We start from the raw sequence: 17,528 nt of genomic DNA, 5'->3' as shown, positions 1-17,528 counted from the left end.
CGATATGGGACCAGTCTAGATTTCCCCGAACTATTACGCGACTGAATTATTCTTATCCTTTATCATAAGAGCCGTTTATTCACCACCAGGAGGCACCCTATGGCACTCAACCGGCTGGATCTGAACCTGCTGCATGTATTCGACACCATCTACCGGGAAGGCAGTCTGACCCGTGCCGCCAGGGCCCTGCATCTTACCCAGCCGGCAGTCAGCCATTCCCTGTCACGGTTGCGGGAGCATTTCGACGACCCACTGTTCAGCCGTCAGGGCAACAAGATGGTGCCGACGCCGCTGGCACGCCGTTTCCTGGAATCCATGCGGCCCGGGCTTACCCAGATACAGAGTGCAGTTAACCAGTTTCACGCATTCGACCCCGCCAACCAGCGTAAAACCTATTCGCTGGCGTTACGGGACATTCTGGAGTCCACCTTTTTGCCAAAGCTGATGGGCAGGCTGGAGAGCTATCCGGAGCTGGAGATTATCAGCCAGAGAGTGCCCCGGCGGGATATGGAGACCCAGCTGGCGGCAGGCAAGCTTGATTTTGCCGTTGACGTGCTGTTGCCGGTGAGCAACCAGACCGCCCATGAGTTGCTGCGAAGAGACCGGCTGGTGGTTCTTGCCAGAAAGGGACACCCGCTGACCCGCGAGGGGCTGACCATGGAAAATTACCTGGAGGCAAAACACGTACTGGTATCATCCCGTTCCGAAGGGCCGGGCATCGAGGATTTCGAGCTGTCACGGTTCGGGGTGCAGCGGAGCATTCGGTTGAGATGCCAGCATTATTACGCTGCCTGCCGGGTAACGGAAGGAACCGACCTGCTGTTGACCATGCCGGAAAACTACGCCCGGATCATTGCCGAACGCGCGGATATCGACATTCTGTCCGCGCCGGCGGATCTCCCCGCTATTGATGTCCATTTATACTGGCACAAGGCCTATGAACGGGAGCCGGCGCTGCTCTGGTTCCGGGAACAACTGAACAGTATTGCCTGACTAGAAGGCGCCTACGAGCTTCAGGAAACCCAGAAACCCGGCCGCGGTAATGCCCAGCGACGCTGCGACAATACCGAAGCCCCACCAGATAGCAGCAGCATCAGACACCGGCATCTCATGCCCACGCAGCGTGCGGTAAAAAGCCCAGGGGCCAAGAACAAAAGCGCCCAACACCGCGAAGACAAGGCCCACCGCCACACCGGCAAATGTCCATGTCGCCAGCTCGGTAGAGCGTTCCGGCACCTGTTCCTTTACGCCGTGACGAAGCAGGAACTGCTTGCAGAGGAACCAGATCAGGGCGAACAGGACAATGACGAAAATGAGTCCGCCAACGATGGTAATCAGGCGATAGAACAAAGTTTATTATCCTCGATAGTTTTTCTGGCAGGGAAAGTAAGGCTCCGGCAGACACTCGAACCCCGGTTTGGCAAAGAGGTAGCCCTGAAACAGGGTAATGCCCTGTGACCGCAACCAGAAGTATTCTTCTTCAACTTCCACGCCCTCGGCCACAATTCGACCGCCAAGCTGCGTCATCATTGTGATGATACCGGCAACAACCGCCTGTTTGTTGGGTTCTTGATGAATATCCCGTACCAGGGCCATATCAAGCTTGAGCAGATCGGGTGGGCTTGCTATCAGGATGTTGTAACGTGAATAGCCGGCACCAAAGTCGTCCAGGGCGGTGTGAAAGCCCATCTCCTTATAGGAGTTGATGATATTTACAAGATGATCCAGTGAAGACAGATCTTCAGTCTCAATCAACTCAAAGATGATCTTGCGGGTATCAAAGTTGTAATTTTGTGCCGCGGCCAGCGTGGTTCTGATGCAGTACTCGGGGTTGTAGACGGCATTGGGCATAAAGTTGATGCTGAGCATGGTTTTCATGCCCAAACGGGCCGCCAGTTTCACCGCTTTTACCCGGCAGATCTGGTCAAAGGAATAGCGATTTACCTCGTTGACCTTTGACAGCACACTGAACGCGCCTTCACCCTCAGGCCCGCGAACCAGGGCTTCGTACGCATAGACACTTTCGTCAGTAATATCAACAATCGGCTGGAACGCGAAGGTGAATGAAAAATCGAGGCCCTCTCCGCAAGCACATTGCTCACAATGAGACTCATCAAACAATTCGGTTGGCTTATCCACTCAAACTCCTGAACAACGTAACAGCTCAATAAACAGGACCCGACATCTTAAAGCAATACAATCAACTATAGCCATCCAGTCATTGCCGGTAAAACCAAGTATTGTTAAATCGTGTGGATTCCCCGTGTCACATGACTACACTGAACCACACATCTTTCGTTACCAACAAAGCGACCCCAAAGGAGTATCCGGAATGGTCCAGAAAATCCGTATTGCCGTCACACCCGGTGATGGCATAGGCCCTGAAGTGGTTGCCGAGGCAGTGCACTGCCTGGAAGCACTGAGATCCAGCCACAACCTTCCACTCGAGTGGACACGGTTTCCCTGGCCCTCCCATGCCTGGCACGAAGAGAAAGGCGAATCCATGCCAGCGGATGCCCTGGACCAGCTCAAAAAGTATGACGCCATCCTCCTTGGCGCTCTCGGGGATCCCGGGCCGGTAGACGATCCTGACCGCTACCTGTTACCGGACAGCATCTCCCTGGCACCGCTGCTGGATATGCGCAAGGGGTTCGACCAGTGGGTCTGCGAGCGGCCGGCCAGGCTTCTCCCCGGCGCCCGCCAGTACCTGGCCGACGAGCGCGCCAAAGACATCGACATGCTGGTGATTCGCGAGAACAGCGAAGGCGAGTACGTGGGCCAGGGTGGGCGGCTCCGCAAAGGATTGCCGGACGAAGTAGCAACCCAGATGGAGGTGTTCACCCGCCGGGCCACCGACAGGATTATCCGCTACGGTTTTGAACAGGCTCGCCTGCGGGCCGCAGCCCGCGCCGAAGAGGGCAGAACCCGCCATTTCCAGACACTGGACGGCAAAACCTGCGAAAGCCAGGTCTGTATCGTCACCAAACGCAATGCACTGCGTTATTGGGGTGACATGTACACCGAAGCCTTCGAGGAAATGGCAAAGCAATACCCGGATGTGGCAACGCACCATGAGCTGGTCGACGCTGCCTGCATGAAGTTTGTTCAGGCGCCCTGGGCTTTTGATGTGGTGGTTGCCAGCAACCTGCAGGGCGACATCCTGACCGACCTGGCGGCGGTGCTGTCCGGCGGCATGGGAGTGGCACCCTCCTGCAACCTGAACCCGGACGACCCGGACATGCCATCCATGTTCGAGCCAACCCACGGAAGTGCGCCAGACATCGCCGGACAAGGGCTGGCCGACCCGACTGCCATGCTCTTTACCACGGCACGCATGCTGGAATGGCTGGGGCGGAATAACCCGGCAGTAGCCGATGCCGGACGGGAATTATTCGATGCCGTTGCCGCGGATCTGGCAGAAAATGCCGGTACCAGGCGAGGCACCCAGGAAATCGGCAAGGCCGTCCGTGACCGCCTGAAATAGCCTACTCGGCCATCACAAACTCCAGCCGGCCCGGGGCCACCCTCACACCCATGGGGACCATTCCGAACATACGCTGGGCAAAGTCTGTCTCATCCAGCCGGTACACAGGCATGGTCTCCAGCATCTGGGCAACAGCTCGCATCACGGTGTCGGTTACCGGCTGCAGGTCGCCCTTGAAATATGGCGAATCAATGCTGCTCTCGAGTAATTGCAGACGGCGGATGTAAATTGCTTTTTCCTCGCTGTCGTAGACCGGGGCCCCTTCCACTTTCAGGGCAATGTCCACCGGCAGCTTTGCCAGAAGAGCGTTGAGGGATACCTGGCCCCGCAGATCAATCACCGCCACGTCACGGCCGTCCGGCCCCAGGGTGATATCCGCATTGCTCAGGCTCAGGCTGAGAGGTGAGCCGCTTTGCAGTTGTTGCTGGTCAAAGTCACTGACGGTGTCCTGGAGGTGTCGCTCCAGTGTTGCCTCGGATATGGAATAGGGGGACAGGCTGGCGCAGCCCGCCAGTAACGCCAGGGAAATCAGGGCAAACGTCGATAACAGACGCTGCGGTGTTGTGAACATCAGGGGACTCTCCTTATTGGTGCCTTATTCGTGCTCGCCTTATTCATTCTCGGGCCGGACATCCACTGAGGGTGTCAGGTTTTCGTCAAGAACCACATGAACCACGATTGGCTGGCAGCAAACCTGGCAATCTTCCACATATTCCTGATCGGTCACTGAGGGATCGACGCTGATTTCCAGCGTCTCCCAACAGTAGGGGCATTGCACAAACACCCAATCCAGAGCTGACATGATCGTCAGAACTGCTGCTTGGCCATCCAGGGAATGATCCTGTCGAACGCCTCTTCCAGCTTTTCACAGGTTGTCGAGAAGCTGATCCGGACGGCATTGGTGCAACCTTCACCGAACGCGTCACCGGGTACGAGGCAGACCCCGGTCTCTTTGAGCATCCGCAGCGCCAAATCTGAGCCATCCACATGCGGCGGCAGGTCCGGGAACGCGAAGAAGGCACCACCGGGTTTGTAACCGGTCATATAAGGTGTCTGATCAATCAGCTCCACCACCTTGTCGCGACGTTCCCGGTAGATGTTCACCATGTTCGTGACGCACTGCTGGTCGCCGGTCAGGGCAGCCACGCCGGCGAACTGCGATGGGGTGTTTGCCACCGAGGTGGTGAACATGTGCAGCCGGCGGAGGGACTTGATAGCGGCCTGGCTCGAAATCACCCAGCCTACCCGCAACCCGGCCATACTGTAGGTCTTTGAGAAGCTGCTGATGCACATGATGTTATCCAGGTCCATCGAGCAGTTGAGCACGCTGGCAAAGTCATCATCATCAAAAATCAGGTGGTCATAGACTTCATCTGCATAAACCTGAATACCACGGTAGGCACACTCCTCCAGGATTGTCTCTATGGTACTGCGGGGATACACGGCGCCCGTGGGGTTATTCGGATTGTTGAGAATCAGTGCAAAAGTACGTGATCCCATCGCCCGGATGACTTCATCCGGGTCCAGCTGGTGATCGTTTTCCGCGCGGGTGGGAACAAATTTCACTTCACCGCCGTTCATGCGTATCAGAGGCGCATAAAGCAGGAACGACGGATCCGTTACGATAAACTGCCGCCCCGGCGCTGAGGTGGCTGAAATCGCCAGGTACATGGCCTCGGTGGCACCGCTGGTAACCAGGATGTTATCCCGGGTCAGCTTGCGGTCGTAGCGGGCGCCGTAATAGTCCCGCAGCGCCACCAGTAACTCCGGCAGGCCCGCATCCATGGTGTAACCCGTCTGCCCGGCATTCAGGGCATCGATATAGGCATCGATAACATGTTTTGGTGTCGGCAAATCAGGCTGACCGATGGAAAGATGAATGACATCCTTCATGGTGGCCGCCATATTCACCATGCGACGGATGCCCGGCACCGGTACCGCCTGCATCGCCGGATTCCAACTGGCCTTGTTCTTCCGGTATTTCACTTTACGCGGTTTGGTCTGGCCGGTTTCTTTGTTGGCGGCTTCTGCCATAAACACCTCCTGGGGACGGGGCAAACAATAGATACCCCTGCAGGTTAGACAGTAAACAGGGGGCGTACAAGAGATAAAACAGAAAGATTCAGCGGTCGGACTGAAAGGCTGCCAGCGCTGGCGCTAAAGGGATTACGACCTTTATCCTGTAACGGCTCAGGTTGACCAGCCCACACACAGATACCAGACTGTATTGCTGACATCCGGACTGTCGATTCCCGCGACCGGACGCGGACAAACTGTATTGGCGGAGGACAGATGACCCAACACAAAAAACCGGTTGTGACCGTTCTGACAGCACCCGGAGAAAAAGAACCACCAGGAATGGATGCGCTGCGGGCCCGGGCGGAGGTCCGCTTTGCTTCAGATGAGCCCACCCTCCGGGATACCCTGCCGGGTACGGACGTGATGATGGTAACGGATTTTCGAACCGAAGCGCTTGCCGCCGCATGGCCTTCGGCCGACAAGCTGAAGTGGATCCACGCCACCAGTGCCGGCGTTGATGCACTGATGTTCCCTGATCTGACCGAAGGCGATGTGGTGGTTACCAACGCCCGGGGCATTTTTGACCGCACCATTGCCGAATATGTGCTGTGCACCATTCTGATGTTCGCCAAGGATTTCCCTCGTTCATTGCGACTGCAGGCTGAGCACAAATGGCAGCACCGGGATACCGAGAGAGCCGAAGGCAAGCAGGTGCTGATCGTCGGCGCCGGCTCCATTGGCGGCCAGATCGCCCGGCTTTGCAAAGCTGCCGGCCTGAAACCCCATGGCATTGCCCGCAAGCCACGTCATGACGATCCCGATTTTATTGCTGTACACGGCAATGACGACCTCACGGAGCAGCTGGACCTCGCGGATTTCGTGGTCATCGCCGCCCCGCTGACCCCCCAGACCGAAGGTCTGTTTGACGAGAAGGCATTCAGGGCCATGCGCACCTCTGCGCGCCTGATCAACATCGGCCGCGGCCCGGTGGTAAAGACCGACGACCTGATAGCCGCCCTGAACAACGGCGACATCGCCGGCGCCGCCCTGGACGTGTTTGAAGAAGAACCCCTGCCGGCGGATCACCCACTCTGGGACATGGACAACGTGATCATGACTGCACACATGTCGGGGGATTTCATCGGCTGGAAACGGGCGCTTACTGACCAGTTTCTGGAAAACCTGGACCGGTGGAGCAGAGGTGAAGAATTATTTAATCTGGTGGACAAGAAGTTGGGGTACGCCAGCAAGTGATTTGCCGGGGGGGGTGCCGTCGGTGTGTGGGTGATACCGGTAGTCGTGGCAGAGTCGTCGGATTACGCCTTTCGCTAATCCGACCTACTTTCCGGGGCCTGCTTCACATGTAGGTCGGATTAGCCAAAGGCGTAATCCGACAAAACCACTGGAGGCCTCCCGCTTTTCTGTCTCCATAAAAACTAAAACTGCCTGCGCTATTCAGCTACCAGACAACGACGTATCCGAAGGATCAATTTCCATCTGCTGAATGGCAATCACCGCCTGGGTCCGGTTACGCACTCCCAGCTTCCGGAAAACTGCTGTGATATGCGCCTTGATGGTTGCCTCCGATACATCCAGATCATAGGCGATCTGCTTGTTCAGAAGCCCCTCGGCCAACATACCCAGGACACGGAACTGCTGCGGCGTCAGTGATGCCAGTTTCTCGGAGAAATCGGTCATGTCCGAATGCATCCGCTCGATCTTGTCCGCCACACCTACCGGCAACCAGACATCCCCTTCCAGGACCGCCTGAATTGCCTCGGTAATAGTCGGCAAAGGGGCGGACTTCGGAATGAAGCCAGACGCCCCGTAATCGATCGAACGGCGCATCACCTGCATCTCTTCCGATCCTGACACAACCACTACCGGCAACCCCGGATACTGACCCCGCATGAACACGAGCCCCGAAAAGCCATGGGCGCCCGGCATGTTCAGATCAAGCAATACCAGATCCGCATCCGGGTGCGACTCTACCGCCGCCTGCAGTGCCTTGATGCTGTCAACTTCCACGGTTTTGGCATCAGGTACCGCCTGACTGACCGCCTGCTTCAGGGCTGCCCGAAACAGCGGGTGATCATCGGCGACGATAATGGTTTGTGTCATTCAACAGATTCCTCACAGGTAAACAGCCTGATCACAAGCAGGCCTTACTTGTTACTACGACCGCTGATCAGGTCATCCACTACACCCGGATCTGCCAGTGTGGAGGTATCACCCAGCTGGTCGTGCTCATTTGCCGCAATCTTACGCAAAATCCGCCGCATAATCTTGCCAGAACGGGTTTTGGGCAGCCCAGACGCCCACTGGATGATGTCCGGAGACGCAATCGGACCAATTTCCTTGCGCACCCACTGAACCAGTTCCTTCTTGAGCTCGTCCGAAGGCTCTTCGCCATGAACCAGAGTCACGTAGACATAAATGCCCTGCCCCTTGATGTCATGTGGATAGCCAACCACCGCGGCCTCAGCAACCTTGTCATGAGCCACCAGCGCGCTTTCTACCTCAGCGGTACCCAAGCGGTGACCGGATACGTTCAGAACATCGTCCACACGGCCGGTAATCCAGTAATAACCGTCCTCATCGCGGCGCGCACCGTCACCGGTAAAGTACATACCCTTATAGGTGCTGAAGTAGGTCTGCTTGAAGCGCTCATGGTCACCGTAGATGGTGCGCATCTGGCCTGGCCAGCTGTCCAGGATAACGAGGTTACCCTCGGCCTTGCCCTCCAGGATATTGCCATCATTGTCTACCAGCGCCGGTTTCACGCCGAAGAACGGCACTGTAGCTGACCCGGGCTTCAGATCAATGGCACCGGGCAGCGGCGAGATCAGGATGCCGCCGGTCTCGGTCTGCCACCAGGTGTCCACGATCGGGCACTTGCCGTTACCAATAACGCGGTGGTACCACTCCCAGGCTTCGGGGTTGATGGGTTCACCGACCGAGCCCAGAATGCGCAGGCTTTCACGGGTGGTGCCATTCATGCAGGATTCACCTTCCGCCATCAGGGCGCGAATCGCTGTTGGTGCGGTATACAGGATGTTCACCTTGTGCTTGTCCACAACCTGCCCCATGCGGGAGCTATCCGGGTAGTTGGGCACGCCCTCGAACAGCACAGTGATTGCACCGTTGGCCAGCGGGCCATACAGGATATAGCTGTGGCCGGTGACCCAGCCAAAGTCTGCTGTACACCAGTAAACGTCACCATCGTGGTAGTCGAACACGTATTGCTGGGTCATGGAGGTGTAGACCATGTAGCCACCGGTGGTGTGCAGCACGCCTTTCGGAGCGCCGGTGGAGCCGGACGTGTACAGCATGAACAACGGATCCTCCGCGTTCATCGGCTCTGCGGGGCAGTCGGTCGATGCGTCCTTCATCAGTTCTTCATAGCTCTGGTCACGGCCGTCTGTCCAGGCCACATCACCACCGGTACGCTTGACCACAATCACCTTGTCGACATCGGCACCGGCTTCGTTGTTGAGTGCCGCATCCACGTTCTTTTTCAGCGGAATCTTGCGGCCACCGCGAACACCTTCGTCAGCAGTTACTACAAAACGGGACTTGCCATTGGCTATGCGTGCACCGAGGGCTTCCGGAGAGAAACCCCCGAAAACAACCGAGTGGATGGCACCAATGCGGGCGCAGGCCAGCATGGCAACACCGGTTTCAACAATCATGGGCATGTAAATGGTGACCACATCGCCTTTTTTCACACCCTGATCTTTCAGGACATTGGCGAACTTACAGGTTTCTTCATACAGTTCACGATAGGTCACATGACGGGAATCGGCGGGGTCGTCACCCTCGAAAATAATCGCCGTCTGGTCGCCACGCTTTTCCAGGTGACGGTCCAGGCAGTTGGCGGCAGCGTTCAACTGGCCATCTTCAAACCACTTGATGGAAAGGTTGTCGTAATCATACGTGGTGTTTTTCACTTTCGAGAAAGGCTTGATCCATTCGAGGCGTTTGCCATGTTCGGCCCAGAAGGTTTCCGGGTCCTCCACCGACTGGCGGTACATTTTTTCGTACTGATCGCGGTTCAGCAAAGCCTCTTTGGCCATGTCCGGAGTTACCGGATAAACCTGTTTATCAGTCATTGTGCTCCCCTTTTAGAGTCTGTTGTCATTATCGGTTATGTAATATAGAGCGTGCGGGCAAACAAGCCCTGAAGACGGATACCCATAGTTCAACATGCGTGCCAGTGAACAATGAATTAGACTAACGTCCTAATGCGCCAGCACTTTTAGCCAGAATGACGACTTGACCAGGGGTGACCCCGTTGTTCTGAAGCCGGCCTTTAAAGGATAGACCCACTGGCAGAAACAACAAGTACAGCGACCCGGGGGACAGGGACCTCCGGGCCTGCGGGTTTCAGGCTGCCTTCCTGCGAGGCTGGGCCGCGCGAAGACTGTAGAGCCTGCGTTCACTGAGCGCATAGCGATTGAGACCGCCAAGATGAATCTTGCGCAGGTACAGTTGCCAGTCGATCTGCCGGGCATCCACCGGAAACAGGACCCGGTCCACTTCCGCCGTGCGGGAGGCCAGTGCCAGCAGCCCGTCATTATGGAAAATATAGTCCGGCGCGGTATAGAACCCGAAGATGGTTGCCAGCGACCGTGTTGTATCCAGATTTTTAAGAACCTTCAGCTCCCGGTTCTGGCCTGCCAGCCTGAGCGCCTTGCCGGCGAAGGACAATGGCAAGCGCATACCACCTACTACGACATCAAACAGTTTGCGGTTTACGGCAATAAACGGTTTGGTGGGCTTGCGATAGAACAGCTGGCTGTAATCGGCATAGCTGGATTTCGCCTCGGCCATCAGGTGATCAATGAACTCACCCAGTGAAACCGGATTGCAACTGCCGCTGCAACACTGGTAAATCCTGCGCTGGCCTGGCTCGGCAATCGCTTCTGCCAGCGACAGAATGATGCTGTTGGCAACCAGATCCACCGGAATCACGTCGATGATTCCACTGCGCTTTCCCGGAAAAAGGGACACCTTTCCGCGGGCGTAGGCCAGAATGATGGCATCGGCAACCTTCACACCCTCAATCCAGCCGGGCGATGGTTCCTCAAGCGCACTCTCGATGATAGATGGACGCACGATAGTGAGTGAGCGACCTGACAGGGCCTTCATCAACAGTTGCTCACCGAGCCATTTGGTAAAGGTGTATGTATCACTCCAGCCATAGATATTGGCTTCGCGAATTCCGAGGTCGACGAGTTTTTTCTCGAGCAGTTTGCCGGAATAACGGGAACGGACATCGGCAATCTTGTCCTGCAGCAGGTGCACCAGCTCATCAATTTCATAATAACCGCCGTTACTACGGGGAATGGCTTCGCCTGCCGGCTTGATAACAGACTCGGTCACCTGCCCGGAGTTCTTGCCATTCACATAACAGGTCGATACCTGGATGACGGCCATTTTGCTGTTCAGCCGCGCCAGAGCAGCTATGTTCTCCAGGCACAGGGTGTTGATCTTCAGAGCCTTGTCGAGCTCTTCACGAAAGTTGACACTGGCGGCGGAATTAATGAACGCATCTACCTGGCCCGCAAGCGCCTGGAAGCGGTTGGGTGTCAGGCCGAAACGCGACTCCGTGACTTCACCGGTAATGCAGTGAACACGAGCGTCGATAAAACGCTCGAAGGCCTCGTTATCCTGCTGCCGTAAACGCTCGAATACCGATGAGCTGGCGATTTCGTTGAGGAAACGCTCGCGGGCATCCGGATAGCGTTTGTTGCCCCTGATAAGAAGATGAATGCCGCCGATATCGGGCACCGTACGGATCAGTTTTTCCAGCACCACCTTACCGAGAAACCCGGTAGTGCCGGTAATCAGTACATCTCTGCCTCGTAGCTGCTCCAGAACACCGGACACAGAGGTTCCGGTTTTTGGTTGCTGTTTTGCCATGGCTTGAACTCCTTCTCGTTCTGGCTGTGCGGCCATCAAGTGCAGTGGGTTTCAGAGCAGGAAAGATTGTTTTCCCGACCCTTGCACATTGCATTTTGCGGGCCACGATTCCGGAAAATAAAATCGATCGTTGCACAGAGGACATTACAGTGCGGTGACACAGCAAAGTTACCCTACAAAAAGAGTAAACAACATGACGATTTAATAAGGTGATTTCCAGGAAAAAAAGGCGACAGAAATAAGGGTCAGGATCCCTTCCCGTCAGTATCTGTGAGAGACCGTAATAACTGATCCAGGGAAATATCGGAGGGCTGTTCTCTGAGCGCTCTCACAAGCCGGCTCTGGTCGCCAAAGCTGATACGGTCATAATAGGGAATCCGCTCTGTCCCGGGCGCCTCCCGTTGCGCGCTGTCCTGACCTGAACCGGACTGATCCGGGCCCGGGTCGATCTCAGCGGCGATGTGGCGAAGGTGGGTCGCCAGATGGATCCGCTGATCCTTACCCAGCCGCTCCCAGTCAAGAGCCGCCAGACCCTTCTGGAGAATTTCGATAGTGTCTGCATCCATTGTGCGCCCCAACAGTGCAAAAAAACCGGTAAACGCTTCATCACGCAGCAGAGTTGCATCGCTGTTATCCGCCAGCAATTTCCCGATATCATTGATCAACCGTTTGCATTCCGAAGCCGGATCCGGGGGCGGGCGTTGCTCATCAGGCCGGATGGAGGGGACAGGTGCCGCAGGCGCCGAAGACACGCGATGCCAATAGGCCGCAATTCCGGCTTTTCGTGGAGTGAGCTGGCGCAGTCGCACATTGAGCATATCCGCCAGGGTACGAAACTGGCGACAGGAAGGGTCCGACGTCGGCATCAACGCTACCGGTCGTTGATTCAGCACAGACTGACGCAGCGTTTCATCCCGCCAGATAGCCCCCAGATAATGCAGCTTTACCCCGAGGTGACGCTGGGCCGCAGCCTCGAGGCGCTGAAATACTGATCTTGCCTGGCTGGCGCCCTGGGCCATATTCACCAGCACACTGGGCGTCCGCCTGTAACCGCGACGCAGCAGCAGTTTGATCAGTGAAAAAGCATCCGTCAGCGAGGCGGGGTCGGGAGTGACCACGACGCAGGCCAGTTCCGCCGCTGCAATCATATGCATACCGGTTTTCTGCAATCCGGAAGCGGTATCGATAATCACATAATCGTAAGCTTTCTCGAGTCGGGAGAGGGCCTTCAGTATCCGCAGGCTCTCGTCGGCGGCCATCTCCACGCATTGTTCCACACCGGACGCCCCGGGAATAATGTGAAGCCCCCACTCTGCCTCCATGATCACATCGCGCAGATGACACTCTCCGGCCATTACGTTGGCCAGGGTCCGGGTGGGATAGCGACCCAGCATAATGCTGACATTCGCAAGGTCTGTGTCTCCGTCCAGCAACAGAACCCTGTGACCCTCACGGGCAAGAGTAAGGGAGAGATTCAGCGCAACCGATGTTTTGCCCACACCGCCCTTGCCACCGGTAATCGCCAGCGTTCTGGGTTGGCTCTGATTTTGCTTGGGAGCAAGGGAGTCTGTCATGTGTTGCTGATAGGCGCTGCCTGATCCGTTGACTGGCACAATTCCGGGAGGAAATTTGTGAACTGGTTCAAGTGTAACCCGATCAAAGTTCGAACTGTAGCCAAAAAGGTACTGTCCAATCAGCAAAACCTGGAATAATCGGCTACATTTTATCTGTAAAAAGTTTACACATACCCGAAGGCGGGTAATACTCTTTCAAGAAAAGGGACATTAACTGTTTAATAACTCCGACTTATTGTCTAAGCTCGGAAGCCACGTGCATTTATGAACAAACTGTCAGAAACAGAAACTGACGACTAATCCCCGGTATTGATCACAGGCAGGCTTATGCAGATTGCCCCTGACATACAGTTACCGAGTCTCCCGGAAGTGACCCTCAGGGCGCTGGAAGCCTGTAATCAGGACAAGAGCTACCGCAGCATCAGTGACATTGTCTCAGCAGATACCGCGCTGGTGTCCCGCGTACTTGCCCTCGCTAATTCGGCACTTTATGGTCCTGCTGCGGAAATCCGTTCAATCGACCAGGCGCTGCTCCGGCTTGGAACACACCGTTTCCGAACGCTGGTACTGACGGCTGCGCTGCGCCAGATCCTTTATGAACTGGCGGCAGACCAGTGGCAACAACTCAGGGATTTCTGGCGCCATTCACTGACCACGGCGCTCACTGCCCGGGCACTGGCAACACTGACTCGCTACCCTGAACCTGACCAGGCCTTCATGCTGGGCATGCTGCATAATGTGGGCGAACTGATCGCCCTCAAGACGCCGCCAGGGGATATACAACAGTACTATTTTGACCACCATGCCGACATCGCTGCAGAGCTGGTCAGTTCCTGGGGGCTCGGCCCCATGGCTGCCGATGCCATGCGTTACCAGCAGGCAGTGCCAACAGAAATCCGTGATGCCGGCCACCTGGTCAAACTTATAGGCCTTTCCACAAGGCTGGCGCTATCCGATGCCGCCGGTATTGCCGCCGCCGGCACCATATTCGGCCTGAACGAAGAGTTGACCCGGGAGATCAACCGGCGCATTGACCAGGAAGTCGGCGGGATGGCCGAATCTCTCGGAATACCGTTGTCTGATGGGTACGATGCCAGCCACTCCAACGACAAGCTCAAGCAGACAATACTGAAGCAGGCCATGGCCAACCAGGCACTGGAGCTGTCGTCCATTCACGGCAACGCCCACGAGCATCTGGCAGCAACGGTCAACAGCCTGACACTGATTACCGGCCTGCCAGCACTGTATTTCAGCTCTGCTGGAGATGGCCTGACGCTGCTTTCTGCCAGCAATGGCGACATCCCCGACCTCACGATTGCCAGTGGGCCAGCCATCAGTGTTCTGACCGAAGCATTCGCCAGTGGAGTAGCCCTGTGCCTCGGCGACCGCCCGCCAACGGTGCTGGACCGGCAACTGCTATCCCTGCTCAAAACCCCGTCACTGGTCGCCATTCCTGTTAGTGGTAATGACCAGTGCACCGGAGTATTTGCCGTCGGTACGGACAGGGACAACTCGGGCCAGACGGAAGAGCTCGGGCTGCTGTTCAGCGAGAAGCTGTCGCAGGCGGTTGCTGCCATGCAGGCTGACAGCAACGATAGCCAGGACAGCATCAAAGCCGAACTGGCCCGCGACACTATCCGGCGCCAGGTTCACGAGGTCAGCAATCCACTGACAATCATCCGGCAGTATATCTATCAGCTGAGAAACCGGCTTGAAGATGACGAAATTCAGGAAGAGCTTGACGTCATACGGGATGAACTCGACCGGGCCAGCGACCTCCTGCTCCAGATCAGCCGCGCTCCGGACCATGGAAAAGCGGAGTTGGCGGGCGCGTGCAACCTGAACGACGAACTACGAATACTGCGGGACCTGCTGGAGGACAGCCTTTTCAGCGACAACGAAAAGGCATTGACGCTGGATCTTTGCGACGAATCCACTGACGTTACTGTGCCGGGCGCGGTCATCCGGCAAGTGGTGATCAACCTGGTCCGCAATGCCGTAGAGAGCTTGCCTGAGGGCGGCAAAGTGTCTGTTCACACACTCGCTCCTGTATGGCAGAACGGCAAGACCTGGGTTGAACTGGAGATAGCGGATACCGGCAACGGAATTCCTGCCGATATCCGCAAGAACCTGTTTTCTCCGGTTCAATCCACCAAGGGCAAGGGCCACAGCGGTCTCGGCCTGAGCGTGGTGAAACAGTTGATTGATGACATGGAGGGCATCATTAATTGCCGCACAGGGCGTGGCGGGACAGCATTCCGAATACTGTTCCCCTCGGCGGCAAATAACAAAAACGATGACGAATGATGAAAAGCGACGGGCTTAAAAAATGAAACCTTCAAGCACCGAGTGGACCTCCGGCAGCGGCGCAAAGGCACGCATTCTCGTCGTCGATGATGATCCGAGACTGCTGTCCGGCCTGGCATCCCTGCTCAGGGGTAAAGACTATGAGGTCGCCGAGGCGGAAGGCGGCCGTATGGCTTACCGGATCCTCGAGACTGAATCCTTTGACCTGGCAATGCTGGATCTGCGAATGCCCGATGTGGACGGATTCGATGTCATGGAACGGTTATCATCGCGCCAGCCTGACTGTGGTGTCATCGTGGTCAGCGGAGAAAGTTCGTTCAGCTCTGTCAGCCGGGCCCTGCGCAGAGGCGCACTGGATTATATCCGCAAGCCCTTTGACCCGGAAGAACTGCTGACCACGGTGAACAGCGTGCTCGGCAAACGTTCGCTGATCCGTGCCCACGAGCACGTGAGCAGCCGTCTACAGAAGTCGGAAGAGCTTCACCGTTACATCGTCAACAGTTCTCCCGATATCGTTTTCATGCTTGATGGCGGTGGCCATTTCTGCTTTGTGAACAGCAAGATTGAGAGCCTGCTTGGTTACAGGCCCGCTGAACTTGTCGGCAGGCACTTTCGTCACATCCTCGATGACCGGGACATCGCCAGGGGCACCTACGCCCTGAAAGGCCCCAACGTAACCGCAGATAATCCCCGCACTCTGGAAGTACGCCTGAAAACCCGGGGTAGCAGCAAGGCCAACCGGCACTTCGAGATCACGGCTTTTCCCATCGATCCGGAAACCTGGCCCCACGCCAATAACGAAAGCGACCGACGGCACAGCCGGGAAGCCCGCTATTACGGCACTGCCCGCGATGTCACCGAGCGCAAGGAAGCAGAAGCCTTTATCAATTTCCAGGCCTATCACGACCTGCTGACCCGGTTGCCCAACCGTGCCCTGTTCAAGGACCGGCTTGATCTGGCCATTACCCACGCCCGCCGCAGTAAGCAGAAACTGGCGGTTATGTTCCTTGATCTGGACCGTTTCAAGGTCATCAATGACACCCTGGGTCATGCCATGGGCGACCGTTTGCTGCAGGCGGTTACCCAGAGACTGGAGCGGTGCCTCCGCAAGGGGGACACCCTCTCCCGCTTTGGCGGCGATGAGTTCACACTGCTGCTACCCTCTATCCACAGCCACGAGGATGCGCGGCAGATTTCCAAGAAGCTGATCAAGGCCCTGAGAGCGCCGTTCCAGCTGGGTGATCACGAAGTGTTCGTGGGCGTGAGTATCGGTATTGCCATCTATCCGGAGGCGGGTGAGTCGATGGACCACCTGATCCAGAATGCCGACATCGCCATGTACCATGTCAAGGCCCGCGGCAAGGATGGCTATCGTTTCTATTCCGAGAGCATGAGCATCGACACCGCCAACCGCCTGAACCTGGAGCGGGACCTGAGACTGGCACTGGACAGGGACGAGCTACGGGTGTTCTACCAACCCCAGGTCTGTTCCACCAGTAACCGGATAGTAGGTCTGGAAGCACTTGTGCGCTGGCAACACCCTGAGCGGGGCCTGCTGTATCCCCGCGACTTCCTGCCACTGGCGGAAGAAACCAAACTGATAGCCAAACTCAGCGAATGCGTACTGGACCGGGCCTGTCACGATGTCGGGCAATGGATCCGTGATGGCCACAGTGACCTGCGGCTGGCGGTCAACCTGTCACCGGTACAGGTGGAGCATCCCCGGTTTGTCGAGACCCTCATGGAGCAGATTCACGCCCATGGTTTCCCGCCGCATAACCTGGAGATCGAGATTACAGAAAACGTCATTATGAACGATCTTGAGCAGATCAGTCAGAAACTCCGGGAACTGGCCGCATTAGGTGTAAGAATTGCAATTGATGATTTTGGCACCGGCTACTCTTCCCTGAACTACATACACCGCCTGCCCATCCACACCCTGAAAGTGGACCAGTCCTTCGTCAAGGCCATTCGCAGTGGCGAGGAGGGCGCCTGCATCGTCAACGCCATTGTCGCCATGGCCCATGGCCTGAAACTGGAAATCGTGGCTGAAGGCGTGGAAACCGACGAACAACTGGTTTACCTCAAAAGCCTTGGCTGCCATCAGGTTCAGGGTTTCTTCTACGGCCCGGCCCGGCCCGCTGATGTTATCGAGAAGATCCTCGGCCACGTACCAGCCCGCGCCGTCGCGTTCTGACCTGCCGCAAAACCGGCCCTGG

At 56.6% G+C, this 17,528-nt stretch carries 14 protein-coding genes; 5 read left to right on the top strand and 9 right to left on the bottom strand.

The window, feature by feature from the left end; genetic code table 11:
* Window positions 1-99: 99 nt before the first annotated feature.
* Window positions 100-993, top strand: a complete 894-nt coding sequence (locus DIT72_RS11395; RefSeq protein ID WP_135955364.1) for a LysR family transcriptional regulator — start codon at window positions 100-102, stop codon at window positions 991-993.
* Here the strand turns inward: DIT72_RS11395 and DIT72_RS11390 are convergent, their stop codons facing one another.
* Window positions 994-1,350 (bottom strand): hypothetical protein, encoded by a 357-nt coding sequence (locus DIT72_RS11390; RefSeq protein WP_168355051.1) that lies wholly within the window; start codon window positions 1,348-1,350, stop codon window positions 994-996.
* Window positions 1,351-1,356: 6 nt separating this feature from the next.
* Complete coding sequence (locus DIT72_RS11385) at window positions 1,357-2,139, bottom strand: EAL domain-containing protein (protein WP_135955363.1); 783 nt, start codon at window positions 2,137-2,139, stop codon at window positions 1,357-1,359.
* A gap of 193 nt (window positions 2,140-2,332) precedes the next feature.
* On the opposite strand from DIT72_RS11385, the gene DIT72_RS11380 reads away from it, so the two are divergent.
* The gene (locus DIT72_RS11380; protein WP_135955362.1) at window positions 2,333-3,484 is read left to right on the top strand and encodes an isocitrate/isopropylmalate dehydrogenase family protein; all 1,152 of its coding nucleotides are present in this window, start codon (window positions 2,333-2,335) and stop codon (window positions 3,482-3,484) included.
* A 1-nt stretch (window position 3,485) separates the two neighbouring features.
* Here the strand turns inward: DIT72_RS11380 and DIT72_RS11375 are convergent, their stop codons facing one another.
* From DIT72_RS11375 to DIT72_RS11365, 3 genes are read right to left on the bottom strand one after another with little or no spacing between them, the layout of a single operon-like run.
* On the bottom strand, window positions 3,486-4,055 hold the full coding sequence (locus DIT72_RS11375; RefSeq protein ID WP_135955361.1) for a DUF1439 domain-containing protein: 570 nt from the start codon (window positions 4,053-4,055) through the stop codon (window positions 3,486-3,488).
* Between the two features lie 39 nt (window positions 4,056-4,094).
* Window positions 4,095-4,286 carry a CPXCG motif-containing cysteine-rich protein gene (locus DIT72_RS11370; protein ID WP_135955360.1) on the bottom strand — a complete coding sequence of 64 codons (192 nt, stop codon included), beginning with the start codon at window positions 4,284-4,286 and terminating at the stop codon, window positions 4,095-4,097.
* 5 nt (window positions 4,287-4,291) lie between these two features.
* Complete coding sequence (locus tag DIT72_RS11365) at window positions 4,292-5,518, bottom strand: pyridoxal phosphate-dependent aminotransferase (protein ID WP_135955359.1); 1,227 nt, start codon at window positions 5,516-5,518, stop codon at window positions 4,292-4,294.
* Between the two features lie 258 nt (window positions 5,519-5,776).
* Here DIT72_RS11365 and DIT72_RS11360 point away from each other — a divergent pair, with 258 nt between their 5' ends.
* Complete coding sequence (locus tag DIT72_RS11360) at window positions 5,777-6,757, top strand: D-2-hydroxyacid dehydrogenase (protein WP_135955358.1); 981 nt, start codon at window positions 5,777-5,779, stop codon at window positions 6,755-6,757.
* A 201-nt stretch (window positions 6,758-6,958) separates the two neighbouring features.
* Here DIT72_RS11360 and DIT72_RS11355 read toward each other — a convergent pair whose 3' ends face one another.
* The 4 genes from DIT72_RS11355 to DIT72_RS11340 form a co-directional block, all read right to left on the bottom strand.
* Complete coding sequence (locus tag DIT72_RS11355; protein WP_114613525.1) at window positions 6,959-7,624, bottom strand: response regulator transcription factor; 666 nt, start codon at window positions 7,622-7,624, stop codon at window positions 6,959-6,961.
* Window positions 7,625-7,668: 44 nt separating this feature from the next.
* Window positions 7,669-9,615, bottom strand: coding sequence for an acetate--CoA ligase (gene acs / locus DIT72_RS11350; RefSeq protein WP_135955357.1), 1,947 nt, complete (start codon window positions 9,613-9,615; stop codon window positions 7,669-7,671).
* A gap of 274 nt (window positions 9,616-9,889) precedes the next feature.
* Window positions 9,890-11,428: a fatty acyl-CoA reductase gene (locus DIT72_RS11345; protein WP_135955356.1), complete on the bottom strand. Its 1,539-nt coding sequence runs from the start codon at window positions 11,426-11,428 to the stop codon at window positions 9,890-9,892.
* 245 nt (window positions 11,429-11,673) lie between these two features.
* Window positions 11,674-13,002, bottom strand: a complete 1,329-nt coding sequence (locus DIT72_RS11340) for an AAA family ATPase (protein WP_135955355.1) — start codon at window positions 13,000-13,002, stop codon at window positions 11,674-11,676.
* Between the two features lie 327 nt (window positions 13,003-13,329).
* Between DIT72_RS11340 and DIT72_RS11335 the strand changes: the two genes are divergently transcribed.
* Window positions 13,330-15,309 (top strand): HDOD domain-containing protein, encoded by a 1,980-nt coding sequence (locus DIT72_RS11335; protein ID WP_135955354.1) that lies wholly within the window; start codon window positions 13,330-13,332, stop codon window positions 15,307-15,309.
* A gap of 22 nt (window positions 15,310-15,331) precedes the next feature.
* Complete coding sequence (locus DIT72_RS11330) at window positions 15,332-17,506, top strand: putative bifunctional diguanylate cyclase/phosphodiesterase (protein ID WP_135955353.1); 2,175 nt, start codon at window positions 15,332-15,334, stop codon at window positions 17,504-17,506.
* Window positions 17,507-17,528 lie beyond the last annotated feature (22 nt).

The organism is Marinobacter orientalis (assembly GCF_004792665.1).
GTDB classification, from domain to species: Bacteria; Pseudomonadota; Gammaproteobacteria; order Pseudomonadales; family Oleiphilaceae; genus Marinobacter; species Marinobacter orientalis.
This window is presented reverse-complemented; position numbering and strand designations above follow the sequence as displayed.

Coding starts and splice junctions, on each gene's coding strand:
- DIT72_RS11395 (WP_135955364.1), top strand. CDS start 100: ATGGCACTCAACCGGCTGGATCTGAACCTGCTGCATGTATTCGACACC.
- DIT72_RS11380 (WP_135955362.1), top strand. CDS start 2,333: ATGGTCCAGAAAATCCGTATTGCCGTCACACCCGGTGATGGCATAGGC.
- DIT72_RS11375 (WP_135955361.1), bottom strand. CDS start 4,055: ATGTTCACAACACCGCAGCGTCTGTTATCGACGTTTGCCCTGATTTCC.
- DIT72_RS11370 (WP_135955360.1), bottom strand. CDS start 4,286: ATGTCAGCTCTGGATTGGGTGTTTGTGCAATGCCCCTACTGTTGGGAG.
- DIT72_RS11365 (WP_135955359.1), bottom strand. CDS start 5,518: ATGGCAGAAGCCGCCAACAAAGAAACCGGCCAGACCAAACCGCGTAAA.
- DIT72_RS11360 (WP_135955358.1), top strand. CDS start 5,777: ATGACCCAACACAAAAAACCGGTTGTGACCGTTCTGACAGCACCCGGA.
- DIT72_RS11355 (WP_114613525.1), bottom strand. CDS start 7,624: ATGACACAAACCATTATCGTCGCCGATGATCACCCGCTGTTTCGGGCA.
- acs (WP_135955357.1), bottom strand. CDS start 9,615: ATGACTGATAAACAGGTTTATCCGGTAACTCCGGACATGGCCAAAGAG.
- DIT72_RS11345 (WP_135955356.1), bottom strand. CDS start 11,428: ATGGCAAAACAGCAACCAAAAACCGGAACCTCTGTGTCCGGTGTTCTG.
- DIT72_RS11340 (WP_135955355.1), bottom strand. CDS start 13,002: ATGACAGACTCCCTTGCTCCCAAGCAAAATCAGAGCCAACCCAGAACG.
- DIT72_RS11335 (WP_135955354.1), top strand. CDS start 13,330: ATGCAGATTGCCCCTGACATACAGTTACCGAGTCTCCCGGAAGTGACC.
- DIT72_RS11330 (WP_135955353.1), top strand. CDS start 15,332: ATGAAACCTTCAAGCACCGAGTGGACCTCCGGCAGCGGCGCAAAGGCA.